A 17,145-nucleotide genomic window follows, 5' to 3' on the forward strand; every position below is an offset into this window, starting at 1 on the left:
AGGATAGCAAATGAACGGCATTTTGCGTAGCACGCGCGGTGTTCAGCGCGACGAGGTGTGGCAGGCGGCCGATGCGCTGCTGCAAGAGGGCAAGCGCCCGACCATCGAGCGGGTGCGCCTGAAGCTGGGCCGGGGCTCGCCCAATACCGTCAGCCCGATGCTGGAGGAATGGTTCGCCACGCTCGGGCCGCGGCTGCGCACGGCGGCCGGGGTAGAGCGCGGCGTGGCGGCCGCGCCACGGGCGCCGGCAGGGGAGGGCGCGGCAGTGGATGCATCGCTGCCCGAGCCCTTGCGCCAGGCCATGCAAACGCTGTGGCAAGGCGCGCTGGAGCAGGCCGGCGAGGCGGCGCAGCTGGCACTGCAGGCGCAGCTGGCTGCATTGCAGGCGCGCGAAAGCCAGCTCGCCCAGGAGCAGGCCGCGCTGCAGGCCGAGCGCGAAGCCTTCGAGCAGCAGCGGCCGGCGCTGGAGCAGGCCCTGGCATCGGCCCATGCCCAGGCCCGGCTGCAGGGGGTGCGCATTACAGAGCTGGAAGCCGCCGCCGCGCACAAGGATGCAACCCTCAGCCGGCAGGCCGAGCGCGCCCAGCAACTGGAGCGCGAGGTGCTGATCACCCGCCGCGCCTGGGACGAGGCGCGCGAAAAACACGCGGCCGAACTGCGGGCCCAACAGCAACAGATGGATGTACAGAACCGCCACCACCTGCAGGAGCTGGACCGCGCGCGCCAGGAGGTCAAGCAGCTGCTGCAGGCGCAGCGGCAAGAGCAGGAGCAGCACCTGCAGCAGCAGGCGCTGTGGCAGCGCGAACGGGTGGAGTTGCAGGCGCAGGGCGAGCGCTTGCAGGCGCTGGCGGACACCCAGGCGCGGCAGCTGCATGACGCACAGGCGCTGCATGCGGCACAGGGCGAGGCCGATGCGGCGCGCATCGAATTGCTGCAGCAGCAAGTGGGGCGCTTGCAGCAGCAGGCCGATGCCGATGCCGAAGCGAGGCAGGTGAGGCGGTCCGGCATCGGCTCTGCCGCTGTGCAGCGCCCCAGGCGCAAGTCACTGCGCAGGCACTGAATCGTCACATCGCCGTCACTCCGCATTCAGATACTTGCGCCCGATTGTTGACGCAAGGATTTCGAATGTTGAACCGCAAGACCCGGGCCGCTTTGCTCGCGCAACGGGTACAGCGCGAGCCGACTGCCGGGGTGGATACGCGTACCGGCGCCCCAGAGGCGGGTGGGGCGCCTTACCTGCGCCTGCACCAGCTGCGCAAGCAGTTTGGCGCCATTACCGCACTCCAGAGCATTGACCTCGACATCCGGCGCGGCGAGTTCGTCTGCCTTCTCGGGCCCTCGGGCTGCGGCAAGACCACTTTGCTGCGCGTGATTGCGGGGCTGGAGGCGCAAAGCAATGGCGAGATCTGGCAAGACGGCCGCGAGATCTCGCGCCTGCCTGCGGCGCAGCGCGACCATGGCATCGTGCTCCAGCCCTGTGCGCTGTTTCCCAGCCTCAGCGTGGCCGACAACGTGGCCTACGGCCTGATCAGCCAGCGCCAGCCGCGTGCCCGGGTCGAGGCCAAGGTGCAAAGCCTGCTCGACACCATGGGCCTGGGCGGCAGTGGCGACAAGTATCCGGCGCAGCTGCCCCGCGGGCAGCAGCAGCGCGTGGCATTGGCCCGCGCGCTGGCCATGTCGCCTGGCCTGCTGCTGCTGGACGAGCCTTTGTCCGCGCCCGATGCCTCGGTGCGCGTGCAGTTGCGCCACGAGATCCGCGCGCTGCAGCAGCGCCTGTATGTGACCACCATCATGGCCACGCACAACCAGGAGGAAGCGCTGTCCATGGCCGACCGTGTGGTGGTGATGAACCATGGCACCATCGAGCAGGTGGGCACGCCGATGGAGGTCTACCTGCGGCCCGCCACGCCCTTCGTGGCCGAGTTCATCGGCAAGGCCAACCGCCTGCCCGCCATTGCCGGCGGCGACGGCACCGTATTGCTGGCGGGCCAGCGCTTGTTTTGCCCGCAGGCCGGCCAGCTGCGCGCGGGCCAGGAGGTGGCGGCCTATTTGCGCCCCGAGGATTGCCGCATCCTCAACTGCACGGCCATGCCGGTGGCGGGCATGCCGCCGGGCGAAGAGGGCGCCCACGCTTGGAGCGGGGTGGTGGAGCAAATGGAGTTCCTGGGCTCGCACTGTGTGGCCCATGCGGAGGCCCCGCGCCTGCCCGGGCGCCGGCTGCAGCTGCAGCTCTCGACAGCCACCTGGCTGCAGCTCGACATCCAGCCCGGCCGCTGGCTGCAGTTTTGCATCCAAAGCCAGCAGCTCAAGATATTTGCAACATCTTCCAGGCCGTAGCCAAGGCCAGACCGCGGCGCAGGCATCCAGGTAGCTTTCGTGAGCACTTCATTCGAACAAGCGCAGGCCGGGGTACGGCAGCCGGCGCACAGGATGGCGCAGCTGCGGCCTCCGCCCGCTGACCGCCTGCTCCAGGCGGCGCTGCTGCTGGCGGCCGCATTGCTGGCCGCGGGCCTGTTGGCGCCGCTGCTGACGTTGCTGACCCGTACATTCGCGCTACTCCATGGGCAAGGCTTCGCCTACCTGCGCGCCCCCTCGCTGCTGGCCAGCCTGTGGCATAGCACCTGGGTGTCGCTGCTGGTCACAGCCATCGTGATTCCGCTGGCCTTCGGCTTCGCTTGTGCGCTCACCCGCACCCGCATGGCGAGCAGGGGGCTGCTGCGCGCGATCGGCCTGCTGCCGCTGCTGGCGCCGTCGCTGCTGCCGGCCATTTCGATGATCTACTGGTTTGGCAACCCGGGCTTGCTCCAGGCATCGTGGCAATCGCTGGGTTTTGCCAGCATCTACGGCGCGCCGGGCGTGGTGCTGGCCCTGTGCTTTGCCACTTTTCCGCCTGCACTGATGATCCTGGCCACCGCGCTGGCCGTGGGCGATCAGCGCCTGTACGAGGCCGCCGGCGCGCTTGGCGCCGGCCCGGTGCGCCAGTTCTGGACGGTGACATTGCCCGCGGCACGCTTCGGCCTGGTCTCGGCGGCGCTGGCGGTGTTCACGCTGGCCATCACCGATTTCGGCATTCCCACGGTAATTGCCGGCAACTTCAGCATGCTGTCCACCGAGGTGTACAAGCTGGTGATCGGCCCGCAGGACTTGCCGCGCGGCAGCGCCGCCGCACTGCTGCTGCTGGCACCGGCCATGCTCACTTTCGTGATCGGCAGGCGGGCGCAACAGCGCCAATCCGAGGCCCTGGCGGCCAAGCCGGCTGCGCTGCAGCCGCGCCCGCATGCGCTGCGCGACCGTATCGCGCTGCTGGGATGCGGGCTGCTCTCGGCGCTGGTGCTGGCCATGTTCGGCACGGTGGTGTTCGCATCGCTGGAAAGTTTCTGGCCATATCTCTGGCCATACGAGCCAGCCGCCATCGTCAATAGCCTCAAGCTGGCCGCCAGTGCGGCCATCGCCGGGCCGGTGCTCGTCTTTGCCGGCGCCTACCTGCTTGAAAGGACCCAGGGCCAGGCCTGGCTGCGCCCAGCGCTACGCCTTTTGGCCGGGCTGCCCATGGCAGTGCCCGGGCTGGTGCTCGGCCTGGGCTATATCTATCTTTTCAACGCGCCAGGCAATCCGCTCGACGGGCGGCACAAGAGCATGGCCCTGATGGTGCTGTGCACCGTGGTGCATTACTACGCCAGCGGCTACATGGCAATGGCGAGCGCGCTCAAGTCCAACGATGGCGCCTTCGATGCGGTGAGCACCTCGCTCGGGGTGCCTTTGCATGTGACGCTGCGCCGCGTGACCCTGCCCATGTGCTTGCCCGCGCTGCTCGAGGTCTCGCGCGGCTATTTCGTCGCAGCAATGACCACGATCTCGGCCGTAGTCTTGCTGCAGTCGCCCGAAACGCGCCTGGGTGCGGTCGCCATCCTCAAGCTCAACGAAGCCGGCGATACGGCCGCAGCGGCGGCGATGGCGCTGTCGATCACGCTCATCTGCTGCGCGGCGACGCTGTTGTACCATCTGCTTGGCTGCTGGCTGGCAAGGCACAGCCAGCGCTGGCGCCAGCCCGCGTGAGGGCGGTGAGTCTTGGTGGGGCAGCGACTTCAGTTTATGGTGCATTTTTAACTTAACATAATATACATTGTATCTAATGCATATTGCGAAAAAAATGAGGCCAAGCTCTACTTCAGCGCGCTTGATCCATTCGTCCACAGCCTGCCGGCCAGCGGCCACCCGCCAAGCGATTGGGAGTTGTTGCTGGCCGAGGCTCGTGCGCAGGAAGCGCGACTGCACGGTCTCGCGGGCGACGCGCTCAGCTAAGCTTTCAAGTATTGGCTACGCGCAGCAGCTTGCAGAACACCCGGTATGCGTCATCATCGCTTTCGTAGCCAGGAATTCCAAGAACTTCCCGAGGACAGGATCGTCCTCTTCGCAAGCCACTTCAACGATCCTCCCGGGTATGCCACCGTCTCAACACATAGACAACGGAACCCTGGATTTCGTAGCGAACCTCGTACTGTCAACCAGAATTCGCCGCACCTCACGTGGTTCGAACTGGAACAGTTGCTCACCGATCCGCGGGTTGGTCAGCAGCATCGTAGGTGCCTTGGTCAGTGCCTGCACCGCCCGTGCGGCCGCGGGCTTGTTCACTGGAGCCAGAAATTCATACAAGCGCGCCAAATCCGAGAGCGCCTTGCTGGTCCACTTCAGTTCCATCAACGCGGAACCGGTAGTGGCTGGTCAGTACCCAGGCTCTCCGCCCACGCCTGCACTGCCTGATGATCGACGACGTCACCGGCATCTACACCAGCAAGCGCTTCATGAGTTAGACGGTCGCGCTCTTCTTCCTGGGAGATCCAGGCGGAAAGAGCCTGCTTCATGATCCAGCCACGCGAACGCTCTAGCCGTGAGGCCATCTGATCAACTTTGTCAGCCAGCGAAAGCGGCACGTGAGCGGTGAGTACTTTGGTTGCTGCTGTCATGTCGAACCCTTGATCTTGCTGGAGTCGGCACAGTTGTGGCGGCCGTGCCCCGCGTGTGCTTCTCAACGCATGTGCAGACTGAGCCACTTGGGCCTTCCGTCGCAGGAACGCAAAAAATGCTCATCGACACTGAGCATTGATTGCATTTCAATCATAGTGATTAATTTTTAATCCATCAATCAGCCACGCAAACCTGCGGCGCCAAGGCTGCAGCCAGTCGCAGCGCATCCTGCCAGCGACAGGCGGTCGCACAGCGTGGCGGCGTGGCGCCTGACCTCCTCGTTGCCACGTTCCATAGAGATCAGCATTTATACAAACAGCTTTGCAATCTGCGTCACGGGCAAGAACAACCGAAGCGAGGTTTGCTGAAACGGCTGAAAATCAAAATGCCGGTAAAAGCTTTCGGCCCACTCGTTTTTTGCGTCCACGATCACCGCCATGGCCGCGATCTGCTGTGCTGCCTCGAGGCTACGGCGCAGGGCATCGATCAGCAGGAATTCCCCGACACCCTGACCTCCGGCGGAGCGATCCACCGCCAGCCGCCCTAGCAGCGTGACGGGCAACTGGCCGTAGCGCGGCAACCGCTTCATCAACTCGGGCGGCAGTTCATCGACGGGAATGATGGAAGATGAAAGGGTATAAAAACCGAGCACCTTGGGATCACCCGGCTGCGTGAGCACGAAAGGCGCAGCCACGCGTTTTTCTGCGTCCTGCCGCGCCTGCCCCCGCAGATAGCGATTTAGGTCTTCCTGGCCGCAGTCGAATGACTTGCGCTCATGGGCCTTGGTCAGCGGGCTGATGTGCTCCAGCGTAAGAATGAGTGCCAATCACAACCCCACCTTCTGACGGTAGCTTTGGACAGCCTTTTGCAGGCGCGGCCCCGGTTCAGAAGGCGTGAGCAGCGCGCTCACGAACGCCACCTGCTCCTCGCGGCTCAGGCGGATGATTTCGTGCTCCTGCACGATCTTCGCGGCGGCTTCTTGCGTGCTGTCGATGACCAGCTCGCTCAGGGTGCGCCCGGTCAGGTTGGCTGCACGCTGGAAAAAATCCTTCTGGTCGCTGGACACGCGTGCCTCCAGACGCGACCTCTCAGCGGCCGCCTGCACAGCCTTTTCTCGCCGGTTCTGGTAGAAGGCTATGGCACTGGCAAACCGGAAATCCTGTCTAGTTCCTCCACTTTGTTGCGGCCCTTACGGGTGCCAGCCGGCCGCAGGCGACCAAGCAGGACCGCCGTCGGCGCACCGCGGTCGAGCGAAGCCGCCCCAGGCCGGCAGGCCGCCGACCACCCACGTGGCCACCGGAGCCCGCCAAGTCTGGTGCTGGGACATGACCTACCTGCCGACCACCGTCGTCGGCCAATGGTTCCACCTCTAACACCGTCTCTTTCGTGGTTCTGTCGTTCCGGCTCTTTGGTATTCATTGCTATCTGCCCTGCGGAGCGATGAAATTAAATTCAATTAAATTTACCATACACTATCAATTATTTACTTTTAATCAATGGAATTTATGAGATGAAGTGCTTGCCAATCAAACTTTTCAGCATTGCATCCATGAGCCTGCTTGACGCGGTGGCGGCGGCTCAGACTGTGGTCACGGTAGCTGGGCATGACTATGAGCTGGTCACCTGGCCCGAAGCGGCAACCCATACGCCCAGCCTCACCAGCGACTCGTGGTCTGCCGCATCTGGCGCCGGGGCCATCAGCATCAACACTTTTGGTGCCGTTTCTTCACAACCGAATGCCATCGGCACCTACTATGCGGACCCGGTGTATTCCAGCGTGGGGTATGCACTGCCCGCCACCCCTTTGTTCAGGGTCGACAATGGGCAGATATATCCTGGCGGCGCCGATACGGTCGCGGAATATGCGATTTCGGCTGCGCGCCTGCCGACCGAGCTGATCTACTATGTAGGCGGCACTGATGGCGGCAATAGCAATACCGGCATGAAATATGCGCGCTGGAACTGGTCTTCGACCCAGGCCAATACCGTTTTCGAAGTCATCAACGCCAGCGCATCCGTTGTGCTCAGCAACAACAACAGTTCCACACTCTCGTGGAAGACTTTCGGCTCTCTCAACAATGCTGCGATGGCCCTGGTCAGGATCAGCAATCCCGATGGCATTTCGGACTTCGCCATCCGGGCGAACCGGCTCGATGCGGCGGGCGATGACATGGTTTATACCAATGCCAACCAGGCGGCGGACTATAGCGGCGCGGCGATCCTGGTGCCGCTCATCCCCAATACCGCGCCTACGGCCATTCCATCGCTGAGCGGGACTTTGACCGAGGGTTCGGCCGTCTCCGGCGCCTACCAATACGCCGACGCGGACTCGGATGCCGAGGATGCTGGCGCCACCGGAAGCAGCTACAAGTTCGTTGTCAGCGCCAACCCCGCCATTGCCAACTCCAGCGATGGCAATACTGTCTCGCAAGGGGCAACGGGGGGCGCAACTGCCACGCTCTCATACACGCTGACGGCCAATGATGTCGGCATGTATGTCTATTTCTGCGTGACCCCGGTGGCGGCCGCCGGCGAGACACAGGGGGTCGAAGTCTGTACCAGCGCCGCGGGCCCGGTGGTTGCCAAGCCGCTTCCGCCCTCGCCTGCATTGGCGGCAGCCCCCGTGCCGGCGCTTGGCGCATGGGGCCTGCTCGGCCTGTCTTCGATCCTCGCGATATTCGGCTTGGCCCGCCGGCGCCGGAGCTGACATCACTCGCTGGTAAGCGCCTGGGCCGCGACCACCGCCTCGGTGCGGTTCTTGACATTGAGGGCGCGGAAGATCGCCGCCAGGTGGATCTTCACCGTGCCTTCGCTGATGCCGAGGCTGCGGCCGATCAGCTTGTTGGGCTTGCCCTGCGAGAGCAGCTGCAGCACCTCGACCTGACGGCCGGTGAGCACCTGGCGCAGGCTTTCCATCGTGGGCGGTGCGCAGCGGCCGGGCTCGGGCGGCGCCACGCGGAACAAGGACGGCTCCGGGGCAAGCTCGGCCGAGAGCACGGGCAGCATCATCGGCGGCACGTAGATGCCGCCGGCCAGCACCAGGCGCACCGCGGAAATCATCACATTCGAGGAATAGGCCTTGGGGATGAAGCCCAGGACGCCGCGCTGCAGTACCGCGCGCATCACGGCCGGGTCTTCGGAGCCCGAGAACACGATCATCGGCAGGTCCGGGCAGCGCTGCCGCAGCGCATCGATGTGCGAGTAGCCCAGGGCTCCGGGGATGCCGAGATCGAGCAATGCCACGTCCACGCCCGACAGGTCTGCCTCCTGCAACTGCTGCGCGGTCATGACAAGCACGAATTCCACCTTCTCGCTGAGTTCGGCCAACTTGGTCTGAACCGCTTCGAGAATGAGCCAGTGATCGTCAGCCACGAGGATTTTCATGAGAAATGCGCAGTTGACAGCCGGGTTGATGGGTGCATCCAACCTTATCTTTGTTTCGCAGCGCTAGCAAGGCATGGCATTCCGACGAACGGCATACCCCGGATGCCATAGGTCGGCGCGGCGCCCTGCCCCACGGCCCTAGCGCGCCAGCTGCATCTGGCGCGCGGCGAGGCGCAGCGTCAGCGCCTGTTGCTTATGGGGCTGGATGGCGGCGACGTCGCGCCAGCGCGCATGCTCGATGTCGCGGTAGGCGGCAAAGAAGGCCACGGCGGCGGCCTCGTCGGGCAGCGTCAGCTCCAGCGCCCGGCTTTCGCCCGGGCGCAGCAGCAGCTCCTCGCGGCGCACCAGGTCGGCGCCCAGCGTCTGCTGGTCTTTGTCATAGAGCGCGAAGAAGTCCGCGGCCTCGAAGGCGCTGGATGCCTTGAGCGCATAGACGCGCACCAGCAGCGGCGAAGCGCGGCCGCGCATGTCCGGGTTGACATCCGCGGCCGCCGCCAGCGTGAGCTTCAGCTGGGTCGGCGGCGGCGGAGGTGGCGGGACGGAGCCGCAGCCCGCGATGCCTGCCGAGGCGCCCAGTACTGTGCCCAGCGCGCCGGCCCACAGCAGCACGCAGCGGCGGCCATAGGTTGAATGGGGGGTGTCGGGAGTGTTCAAGGCTATCTCCTTTGTTGCATTGACCCGCCATCGATCATCTTCGAATATCTACAGCACATTTGCATGAATCGCCCTATGCCCGCAACCGATCTCAACGATGCACTGCTGGCGCCCGTCAGCGCGGAATCGCCCTGCGGTGACGATCTGGAGTATGACGCGGCCTTCATCGCATTGGAATCGGCCGCACAGCGTAAGCCGGAGCAGCAGTTCGGCGATACGCTGATCCCGGCCGTGGAGCCCGATTGGGCAGCGGTGCAGGAACAGGCCGCCGCGCTGCTGCTGCGCAGCAAGGATGTGCGCCCCGCCGTGCTGCTGCTGCGCGCGCTGACGCGCCTGCAGGGCGTGCGCGGCTTCTGCCAGGGCATGCAGCTGCTGGCCGCGCTGCTGGAGCGCTACTGGGATGGGATCTACCCCGCGCTCGATGCCGACGACGGCAATGATGCGACCATGCGGCTGAACGCACTGGCGCCGCTGTGGGACGATGCCCTCGTGGTGCGCGACCTGTATGAGGCCGCGATCGGCGAGGCGCGCGGCATCGGCGCCATCCGCGTGCGCGATGTGGCGATCGCCCGCAATGCGCTGGACTCGGCGCAGAGCAGCCATTCGCTGGCGCAGATCCAGGGCGGCCTGCAGGAGATTATGCGCACCGACGGCGCGGCCGCGCAGGCGATGCTTGCGGTGGCCGGGCAAGTGCAGCGCCTGCAGCAGGCCATGGCGCAGCACACGGGCCGGGGCGACGCGGTGGATTTCGCCCGCTTGCGCGCCATCGGCAAGCTGCTGGCCCAGGCCGTGGGCGATACGCTGGGCCCGCTCGATGCGGCCGCGGGCTCGGTTGCGGCGGACAGCGCCGCCAATGCCGCGCCCGGCACCGCGGCCCCGGCGCCGGCGGGCGCGATCTCTAGCCGCCAGCAGGCGCTGCTGCTGCTGGACCAGGTGATCCAGTTCCTGCAGCAGACGGAGCCGGGCAACCCCGCGCCGCTGCTGATACAGCGCGCCAAGAAGCTCATCGGCGTGAGCTTTCTGGAAATCATCCACGACCTCGCGCCCGACGCCATGGGCACGATTGAACAGGTCACCGGCGCGCGCAGCGCGGCCGATTGACCGGCCCGACACCCATTTGCCATCGGAGTCCACCATGCCCCAAAGTAGCCAGAAGTTCATTGCCCGCAACCGCGCGCCGCGGGTGCAGATCGAATACGACGTCGAGCTCTATGGCGCCGAGAAGAAGATCCAGCTGCCCTTCGTGATGGGCGTGCTGGCCGACCTGTCGGGCAAGCCCGAGAAGCCGCTGGAGCCGGTGGCCGAGCGCAAGTTCCTGGAAGTCGATGTCGACAATTTCGACGCGCGCATGAAGGCCATCCGCCCGCGCGCCGCCTTCCAGGTGGACAACATGCTCACCGGCGACGGCAAGCTGAGCGTGGAGCTCACTTTCGAGAGCATGGACGACTTCTCGCCCGCCGCGGTGGCGCGCAAGGTCGATGCGCTGAACAAGCTGCTGGCGGCCCGCAGCCAGCTGGCCAACCTGATCACCTACATGGACGGCAAGACCGGCGCCGAGGAACTGCTGGCCAAGGTGCTGGAAGACCCCGCCCTGCTGCAGACGCTTGCCGCCAGCAAGGCCCCCGCCGCCCCGGCCGGCGACGAAAACCCCGCCTGAGCGCGGCCAGAGAACCCCGTCAGGAGCACCGCACCATGGACACCTCTTCCCAGACCCAGGCCACCCCGCTCAAGGACGTGGAGTACGCCGGCAGCGACTTCGCATCGCTGCTGCAAAAGGAGTTCAAGCCGCGCAGCGACGAGGCCAAGAGCGCGGTCGAGCAAGCGGTGCAGACCCTGGCGCAGCAGGCGCTGGGGCAGACCCGGCTCATCGGCAAGGACGTGACGCAGTCCATCCAGGCGATGGTCGCCGCGATCGACGCCAAGCTGACCGAGCAGGTCAACCAGATCATCCACCACCCCGACTACCAGAAGCTGGAGAGCGCCTGGCGCGGCCTGCACTACATGGTGAACAACACCGAGACCGACGAGCACCTGAAGATCCGGGTCATGGACATATCCAAGCAGGACCTGGCCAAGACGCTGAAGAAATTCAAGGGCGCCGCCTGGGACCAGAGCCCGGTGTTCAAGAAGATCTATGAGCAGGAGTACGGCCAGTTCGGCGGCGAGCCCTTCGGCGCGCTGGTGGGCGACTACCACTTCGACCAGAGTCCGCCCGATGTGGAGCTGCTCGGCGAGATGGCCAAGATCGCGGCCTCGGCGCATGCGCCCTTCATCACCGGCGCGAGCCCCAACCTCATGCAGATGGAATCGTGGCAGGAGCTGGCCAACCCGCGCGACCTGACCAAGATCTTCCTCACGCCCGAGTATGCCGCCTGGCGCTCGCTGCGCGAATCGGACGATTCCAAGTACCTGGGCCTGTGCATGCCGCGCTTCCTGGCCCGCACGCCCTACGGGGCCAGGACCAATCCGGTGGAGGAGTTCGACTTCGAGGAGGAAGTCTCCGGCGCCGACCACGGCAAGTACGCCTGGGCCAATGCGGCCTACGCCATGGCCACCAACATCAACCGCTCGTACAAGCTGTATGGCTGGGGCTCGCGCATCCGCGGCATCGAATCGGGCGGCGCGGTGGAGAACCTGCCGCTGCACACCTTTCCGAGCGACGACGGCGGCGTGGACCAGAAATGCCCCACCGAGATCGCGATCAGCGACCGGCGCGAGGCCGAGCTGTCCAAGGCGGGCCTGCTGTCGCTGATCCACCGCAAGAACTCGGACTTCGCCGCCTTCATCGGCGCCCAGTCGCTGCACAAGCCCGCCGAGTACGACGACCCCGATGCCACGGCCAACGCCAACCTGGCCGCGCGCCTGCCCTACCTGTTCGCCTGCAACCGCTTTGCGCACTACCTCAAGTGCATCGTGCGCGACAAGATCGGCAGCTTCAAGGAGCGCGAGGAGATGCAGCGCTGGCTCAACAAATGGATCATGAACTACGTGGACGGCGATCCGGTCAACTCCTCGGAAATCACCAAGGCCCAGAAGCCGCTGGCCGCCGCCGAGGTGGTGGTCGAGGAAGTCGAGGGCAATCCGGGCTACTACACCTCCAAGTTCTTCCTGCGCCCGCACTACCAGCTCGAAGGCCTCACCGTGTCGCTGCGGCTGGTATCGAAGCTGCCGTCGGCCAAGGGCGGCAAGTGACGGCATGAACGCCCGCGCCGCCGCATTTTTCGTTGTGGATCATCAACCGGCCGCCGCTTGCACCGGCCACCAAGGAGAACCGACATGAGCATCGACTGCCATTTGAAACTGGACGGCGTCAAGGGCGAATCCGCCCACAAGGACCACAAGGACGAGATCCCCCTGTTCAACTGGAGCTGGGGCGTGCACAACGCCTCGTGCACCGTGGGCAGCGGCTCGGCCGTCGGCAAGGGCACGCCGGGCATGCTCAGCTGCTCCAAGAAGTACGACAGCGCCTCGCCCACGCTGGCCAAGTTCTGCGCCAACGGCAAGCATTTCGACAGCGCCACGCTCACCATGGCCAAGTCGGGCGAAGGCCAGCAGACCTTCCTGACGGTGAAGCTCAAGGAGGTCTACATCTCCGACGTGAACATCAACGCCGCGCAGGGCGGCGAAGTGCACGAGAACCTGTCGATCTCGTACGGCGATATCGAGTTCGCCTACAAGCCGCAGAAGCCCGACGGCAGCATGGGCGGCGACATCAAGTTCGGCTGGGACACCCGCAGCACCGAGACCCGCTGAGCCGCTGAGCCGCGGCTCAGCGCGCAGGCACCAACAACGCTGACCGGCACACCCCGCGGGAGCAAGCATGAGCACCATCGTCGACCTCTCTCCTTCCGACTACATCAACCGCTTGATGGACCTGCGCGTGCCGGGCTACCAGGGCTATCCCGGCGGCCAGGTATCGCTGAGCGCCTACCTGTGCGCCAACGGCAGCTATGGCGGCAACAAGAACGCCGGCCAGCTGTACGCCATCATGAAGAAGATCGCCAAGGGCAAGGACGAGGCCGCGCTGATGCAGGACCCGGAGTTCCCGCGCGTCTTCACCGGCCAGGGCTCGATCCGCAACTTCATCGCCGCCATGACGGTCATCAACCGGCTCAAGGGCGAATTCCAGAAGGAGCCGCAACTCGCCAAGTACTTCCAGAAGCAGGATTTCCTGCAGGCCATGGTGGACGACAAGTGCTTCGGCCAGGACTGCATCGGCTTCGTGGGCACCTACCTGGCCGAATCCGGCGTGCTGCCCACCTACCCCGGCCTGTTTCCCATCGACTACACCCGCCATTTCACGCCGATCCAGTCGTTTTCCGAGCTCCACGACTGGGAGCCGGCGGTGGTGATGAAGGCCGACGGGCAGCACATCCAGATCATCGATTGGGTGGCCGAACGCCAAGGCAGCGCCATCAAGGTCTGGCTCTGCCAGAGCGCCGGCGGCAAGCCGCCCTGCATCAACGGGCCGCAGGCGAACTACCCGGTGACCATCCGCAGCGGCGGCGGCGACTACCTCGACATCGCGAAATTCCGCGCCGCCAAGAGCCAGAACGCCCATGCCGACGAATGGCAGGCAGACAACGACGAGCGCGCCAGGCGCGGCGAGAAGGCGCGCGGCTACGAGAGCTTCCTGCGCGCGAAATTCACCACCAAGAACACCCGCTTCGGCTACCTGGGCGGCGCCCTCTACAACATCCAGGCCGACGGCAAGGACCATCCCAACCCGGTGGCGGGCTCGGTCTACATCGGCGTGCTCAAGGGCGCTTCGGGGATACAGATCCGCGAGCGCATCGGCTGGATCTGAGGCCAAGCAAGAGCACGGTCAGGCAGCGAAATGCAGCGATACCGTCATGCCGCTGTCCTGCCCCGTGCGCAGGGCGATGCGCGCGCCCAGCAGGCTGGCCAGGTGGCACAGGGTGGCCTGGCCCAGGCCCATCTCCGCCCCCTGCCCCGCCGCCTCGGCTACCGCGCCGCTGTTGCAGATATCGATGCGCACGCCCTCGCCTTCGCGGCGCGCGCCCACCAGCACCCCACCTTGCCGGGTATTGAACAGCGCGTTGCTCACCAGGTGGTTGAGCACCCGCGCCAGCAGCGGCGCATCGCTTTGCGCGCACAGCGAGGTGGGCCGCACCACCAGGCGCAGGCCGCGCCTGCGGGCCACCGGGTGGAAGGTGCGCTGCACATTGTCGAGCAGCGGCGCCAGGTCCAGGCGGCAGCGCTGCGGCTCCAACGCTCCCGGCTCGATCCGGGCCAGATCCAGCAGCTCGGTGCTCAGCCGCTCCATCGCGTCCACGCAATTGCGGATCCGCGCCCTCGCATCCTGCTGCGAGGCGGACGGCTCCTCCAGCATCAAGACCTCGGTGAACAGCATGATGGCCTGCAGCGGCTGGCGCAGATCGTGCACTGCCGCCGCGAACAGCCGGGACTGCGATTGCGACTGCGCGCGCAGCTCGACCAGCTCGCGGCGCAGCCGCTCCAGCTCGCCCACCGGCCTTTGGCCCCCGGTGGCCGGCAAGGGCCAGGGAACCCAGCGCATGCCGCGGCCCCGGAATATTTGCTGAATCGCGCCCATGGTCCTGCTCTCCCATATTTGGACTCTGTTTGGACTTATTCTGCATTGGTTTTTTTACATTGGGGATAATTTTCTGTACCTTGGGTGAAAACCCCGATGAATAAGCAAAAACAAGAGCATCAAGCGCTTGATACAAAACGATTTCCAATATAAAACCATCGTAAATACCGATGTATTAAGCGCAAGCAGCTCCTGTTTTTGGGGGGGCTTATCGCCCGCTGTGCACCAGTATGGTGCGTTCTGCGTCGGCATCGCCTGGCGCGGCCGTCAACCAGACCGCCAGCGCGGTGAAGTTGTCGTGGCCCGGCTTGGCCAGCGCCAGGATCTCGCCATCCAAAAGCTGCAGCCATTGGCTGGCCGAGCCGGCCGCCTGCAAGGTCTTGAGCAAGCCCTCGTCGCCGACCACCTCCCACACGCCATCCGAGCACAGCAGCAGCGCGTCTCCCGCCTGCAGGCGCATGCGCGGCGATACATCGATGCTGGGCGGATCGGCCAGCGAGCCCAGTGCGGACAGCAGCACATGGCGCTGCGGATGCAGGCGTGCGCCCTCCTCATCGAGCATGCCGCTGGAAACCAGCTGCTGCACCATGCTGTGGTCGCTGCTGCGCGCCGCCAGGCCGCCGCCGCGAAACAGGTAGGCGCGGCTGTCGCCGCAGTGCGCCCACAGCAGGCCCTGCGCCTGCCGGTCGATCACCGCCAGCACCGCGGTGGAGCGCATGTGGGCCTGCGAGCCGCCCGCCGCCTGCTGCGCGACGATGTCGGCATTCGCCTGCTCCAGCAGCTGGCGCAGCAGCGCCGCCTGCAGCGCCGGCCGCGCCGCAAAGCCGTCGAGCACGCTGGCGCGCACGATGCCGGCGGCAATATCGCCGCCGCCGTGGCCGCCCGCCCCGTCGGCCACCAGGCAGGCGAGCAGCCGTCCGTCGTCCCAGTGGCCGAACACATCCTCGTTGTAGCCGCGCCCGCCGGGGCTGGACAGCGTGGCGATTTGCGCTTTCACTCGTGGGCTCCTTGTGGCTTGCTGCGTGCTAACTGCCGTTGGCGCCGCCCGAGCGCTTCAGCCGCTCGATCTGCTCGTCATAGGCCTGGGCGAAGGCCTTGCCGAACAGGGTTTGGAAATCCTCCTCGGCCTCCTGGGCAATCGTGGCGTAGAGCGCGATGAACTGCTCCCACAGCCGGGCCTTGCGCGACGCGGAAAACACATGCTCCAGCGCCGACCTGGCGGCGATCTTGCGCTCCAGCTGCTGCGGGCTGAAGCGCTCGATCAACTGCGCCAGCGCGGCGCGCATGCCCACCATCACGCCGAACTGGTGGGCGCGCAGGTCGTCGTAGGCATCGTGCATCGCCGCCCCGGGCGGCATGAAGCCGCGGATCGCCGGGCCCAGCAGATGCGCCAGCGCCACGTCGGCGGTGGGCGAGAACTTCAGCGGGTTGTTGGCCTGCGCGGCGATCATCGTCACCTCGGCCCGCACCTCGCGCTTGAGCTCCTGCCGCGCCAGCAGCAGCTGCAGCGTGCCGTCGGTGGCCGCGCGCAGCAGCATGCCGATGCGCTCCATCAGCTCCGGCGTCAACGCGCCCGGCTGCTGGTGCAGCGGGCCGACACCACGCAGGAAGGCGGCCAGCAAGGCATCGGCATCAACCGCATGGGCCACGGCGGCGGGTGCCGGGTCTGGCGGCGCAGCGGGAATCGGCGGGACAGTCGGCGCGATCATCGGCGCGATCATTGGCGCCCTTGCCACCACCGGCGGTACAAAGCCGAAGCGGCCCACCGGAACGTGGTCCGGCTGCGGGTCTTGCGTGGCGGGCGGCGCCTGGCCCAGCGCGGCCAGCGGATCGTCCCACGAGGCGCTGGTATTGGGCTGGGGCGCCCCATCGAGCGCCGCCAGCGCCAGCGGATCGCCGCCCGGCGCCTGGGGTGCAGCCGCGCCAAACCATGCGTCGATGCGCAGCGCGGATGCGGCCACCGCGCCCGCCGGCGGCAGGCCCAGGTCGGAAAAGTCATCCTGGGGCGGGCTCCGCGCTGGCGGGCCGCCGGCGGGCCGGCCGGCTGGTTCGCTGGCAAAAGGGTCCGGCGCCGTGCCGGGCAGCAAATCCGCAAAGGGATCGGCGCCGTCGTCAGGCTTCGTGGCGCTGCCGGCCGCCAGCGGTCTGGCTGGCTCGACCGGCACGCCCGGCAGCCCGGCAAGCAGGTCGGCAAATGGATCGTCTTCGGTTCCGGCGGGCAAGGCCCCCGGCCCGCTGGGATCGTGCTCGGCCATGCCCTGGCCTTCGGCAGCGATATTGACCTGCAGTTCGAAGCCGCCTATCACCAGCCGGTCGCCATCGCTCAATGCCGCCTCGTTGCCCGCGCCCAGCGGGCGGCCGTTGTGCTGCATGGGATTGCTGCCCTGGTCAAGCACGTAGAAGCGCCCCTGGCGGCATTGCACCTGGGCATGCACGCGCGAGACCGTGCGATCCGGATCGTCGAGCACCAGGGTATTGCCGGCCTGGCGGCCGATGCTGCCGCCAGCGGCGCCGAATGTGGCCGCCGCCCCCCGCCCTGGCGCGGCGCCGCGGATAGCTGTCACCAC

18 protein-coding genes are annotated in these 17,145 nt (G+C 66.2%); 9 read left to right on the forward strand and 9 right to left on the reverse strand.

Annotation, left to right across the window (positions count from 1 at the left end; genetic code table 11):
- Positions 1 to 10 precede the first annotated feature (10 nt).
- The 3 genes from ACODRX_RS17100 (at position 11) to ACODRX_RS17110 (ending at position 4,056) form a co-directional block, all read left to right on the forward strand.
- Positions 11 to 1,060 (forward strand): DNA-binding protein, encoded by a 1,050-nt coding sequence (locus ACODRX_RS17100; protein WP_488872734.1) that lies wholly within the window; start codon positions 11 to 13, stop codon positions 1,058 to 1,060.
- Positions 1,061 to 1,125: 65 nt separating this feature from the next.
- Positions 1,126 to 2,337, forward strand: a complete 1,212-nt coding sequence (locus ACODRX_RS17105; RefSeq protein WP_488872735.1) for an ATP-binding cassette domain-containing protein — start codon at positions 1,126 to 1,128, stop codon at positions 2,335 to 2,337.
- A 39-nt stretch (positions 2,338 to 2,376) separates the two neighbouring features.
- Positions 2,377 to 4,056 carry an ABC transporter permease subunit gene (locus ACODRX_RS17110; protein ID WP_488872736.1) on the forward strand — a complete coding sequence of 560 codons (1,680 nt, stop codon included), beginning with the start codon at positions 2,377 to 2,379 and terminating at the stop codon, positions 4,054 to 4,056.
- Between the two features lie 396 nt (positions 4,057 to 4,452).
- Here the strand turns inward: ACODRX_RS17110 and ACODRX_RS17115 are convergent, their stop codons facing one another.
- From ACODRX_RS17115 to ACODRX_RS17130, 4 genes are all read right to left on the reverse strand, one after another.
- Positions 4,453 to 4,698, reverse strand: a complete 246-nt coding sequence (locus tag ACODRX_RS17115) for a type II toxin-antitoxin system RelE/ParE family toxin (protein ID WP_488872737.1) — start codon at positions 4,696 to 4,698, stop codon at positions 4,453 to 4,455.
- Positions 4,698 to 4,964: a CopG family ribbon-helix-helix protein gene (locus ACODRX_RS17120; RefSeq protein ID WP_488872738.1), complete on the reverse strand. Its 267-nt coding sequence runs from the start codon at positions 4,962 to 4,964 to the stop codon at positions 4,698 to 4,700. Before ACODRX_RS17120 ends, ACODRX_RS17115 begins: the two co-directional genes overlap by 1 nt.
- 308 nt (positions 4,965 to 5,272) lie before the next feature.
- A complete protein-coding gene (locus tag ACODRX_RS17125) occupies positions 5,273 to 5,791 on the reverse strand; it encodes a GNAT family N-acetyltransferase (RefSeq protein WP_488872739.1) in 519 nt (172 codons plus the stop codon).
- Positions 5,792 to 6,070, reverse strand: coding sequence for a type II toxin-antitoxin system TacA family antitoxin (locus ACODRX_RS17130; RefSeq protein ID WP_488872740.1), 279 nt, complete (start codon positions 6,068 to 6,070; stop codon positions 5,792 to 5,794). It abuts the gene before it with no gap.
- Positions 6,071 to 6,514: 444 nt separating this feature from the next.
- On the opposite strand from ACODRX_RS17130, the gene ACODRX_RS17135 reads away from it, so the two are divergent.
- Entirely contained in the window at positions 6,515 to 7,672 is a 1,158-nt protein-coding gene (locus ACODRX_RS17135) for an IPTL-CTERM sorting domain-containing protein (RefSeq protein WP_488872741.1), read from the forward strand.
- 2 nt (positions 7,673 to 7,674) lie between these two features.
- Here ACODRX_RS17135 and ACODRX_RS17140 read toward each other — a convergent pair whose 3' ends face one another.
- On the reverse strand, positions 7,675 to 8,337 hold the full coding sequence (locus ACODRX_RS17140; RefSeq protein WP_488872742.1) for a LuxR C-terminal-related transcriptional regulator: 663 nt from the start codon (positions 8,335 to 8,337) through the stop codon (positions 7,675 to 7,677).
- 150 nt (positions 8,338 to 8,487) lie between these two features.
- Entirely contained in the window at positions 8,488 to 9,003 is a 516-nt protein-coding gene (tssJ, locus tag ACODRX_RS17145) for a type VI secretion system lipoprotein TssJ (RefSeq protein WP_488872743.1), read from the reverse strand.
- A gap of 75 nt (positions 9,004 to 9,078) precedes the next feature.
- Here tssJ and tssA point away from each other — a divergent pair, with 75 nt between their 5' ends.
- The 5 genes from tssA to ACODRX_RS17170 all read left to right on the forward strand — a co-directional run bounded on the left by tssA (position 9,079) and on the right by ACODRX_RS17170 (position 13,810).
- Entirely contained in the window at positions 9,079 to 10,104 is a 1,026-nt protein-coding gene (tssA, locus tag ACODRX_RS17150; RefSeq protein WP_488872744.1) for a type VI secretion system protein TssA, read from the forward strand.
- A 34-nt stretch (positions 10,105 to 10,138) separates the two neighbouring features.
- Positions 10,139 to 10,660 (forward strand): type VI secretion system contractile sheath small subunit, encoded by a 522-nt coding sequence (tssB, locus tag ACODRX_RS17155; RefSeq protein WP_488872745.1) that lies wholly within the window; start codon positions 10,139 to 10,141, stop codon positions 10,658 to 10,660.
- 35 nt (positions 10,661 to 10,695) lie between these two features.
- Positions 10,696 to 12,195, forward strand: coding sequence for a type VI secretion system contractile sheath large subunit (tssC, locus tag ACODRX_RS17160; RefSeq protein WP_488872746.1), 1,500 nt, complete (start codon positions 10,696 to 10,698; stop codon positions 12,193 to 12,195).
- Between the two features lie 84 nt (positions 12,196 to 12,279).
- Positions 12,280 to 12,756 (forward strand): Hcp family type VI secretion system effector, encoded by a 477-nt coding sequence (locus ACODRX_RS17165; protein ID WP_488872747.1) that lies wholly within the window; start codon positions 12,280 to 12,282, stop codon positions 12,754 to 12,756.
- 67 nt (positions 12,757 to 12,823) lie between these two features.
- Complete coding sequence (locus ACODRX_RS17170) at positions 12,824 to 13,810, forward strand: hypothetical protein (protein WP_488872748.1); 987 nt, start codon at positions 12,824 to 12,826, stop codon at positions 13,808 to 13,810.
- 18 nt (positions 13,811 to 13,828) lie between these two features.
- Here ACODRX_RS17170 and ACODRX_RS17175 read toward each other — a convergent pair whose 3' ends face one another.
- The 3 genes from ACODRX_RS17175 to tagH form a co-directional block, all read right to left on the reverse strand.
- On the reverse strand, positions 13,829 to 14,542 hold the full coding sequence (locus tag ACODRX_RS17175) for a sensor histidine kinase (protein ID WP_488872749.1): 714 nt from the start codon (positions 14,540 to 14,542) through the stop codon (positions 13,829 to 13,831).
- Positions 14,543 to 14,786: 244 nt separating this feature from the next.
- On the reverse strand, positions 14,787 to 15,575 hold the full coding sequence (locus tag ACODRX_RS17180; protein WP_488872750.1) for a PP2C family protein-serine/threonine phosphatase: 789 nt from the start codon (positions 15,573 to 15,575) through the stop codon (positions 14,787 to 14,789).
- 28 nt (positions 15,576 to 15,603) lie between these two features.
- Positions 15,604 to 17,142: a type VI secretion system-associated FHA domain protein TagH gene (gene tagH, locus ACODRX_RS17185; protein WP_488872751.1), complete on the reverse strand. Its 1,539-nt coding sequence runs from the start codon at positions 17,140 to 17,142 to the stop codon at positions 15,604 to 15,606.
- Positions 17,143 to 17,145: the final 3 nt, after the last annotated feature.

It is taken from the genome of Comamonas sp. FG99 (assembly GCF_057808605.1).

Excerpts from the sequence above, each read along its gene's own strand:
- ACODRX_RS17175 (WP_488872749.1), bottom strand. The coding sequence starts at position 14,542 with ATGCGCTGGGTTCCCTGGCCCTTGCCGGCCACCGGGGGCCAAAGGCCG.
- ACODRX_RS17120 (WP_488872738.1), bottom strand. The coding sequence starts at position 4,964 with ATGACAGCAGCAACCAAAGTACTCACCGCTCACGTGCCGCTTTCGCTG.
- ACODRX_RS17105 (WP_488872735.1), top strand. The coding sequence starts at position 1,126 with ATGTTGAACCGCAAGACCCGGGCCGCTTTGCTCGCGCAACGGGTACAG.
- tssA (WP_488872744.1), top strand. The coding sequence starts at position 9,079 with ATGCCCGCAACCGATCTCAACGATGCACTGCTGGCGCCCGTCAGCGCG.
- tssC (WP_488872746.1), top strand. The coding sequence starts at position 10,696 with ATGGACACCTCTTCCCAGACCCAGGCCACCCCGCTCAAGGACGTGGAG.
- ACODRX_RS17135 (WP_488872741.1), top strand. The coding sequence starts at position 6,515 with ATGAGCCTGCTTGACGCGGTGGCGGCGGCTCAGACTGTGGTCACGGTA.
- tssB (WP_488872745.1), top strand. The coding sequence starts at position 10,139 with ATGCCCCAAAGTAGCCAGAAGTTCATTGCCCGCAACCGCGCGCCGCGG.
- ACODRX_RS17100 (WP_488872734.1), top strand. The coding sequence starts at position 11 with ATGAACGGCATTTTGCGTAGCACGCGCGGTGTTCAGCGCGACGAGGTG.
- ACODRX_RS17170 (WP_488872748.1), top strand. The coding sequence starts at position 12,824 with ATGAGCACCATCGTCGACCTCTCTCCTTCCGACTACATCAACCGCTTG.
- ACODRX_RS17165 (WP_488872747.1), top strand. The coding sequence starts at position 12,280 with ATGAGCATCGACTGCCATTTGAAACTGGACGGCGTCAAGGGCGAATCC.
- ACODRX_RS17115 (WP_488872737.1), bottom strand. The coding sequence starts at position 4,698 with ATGGAACTGAAGTGGACCAGCAAGGCGCTCTCGGATTTGGCGCGCTTG.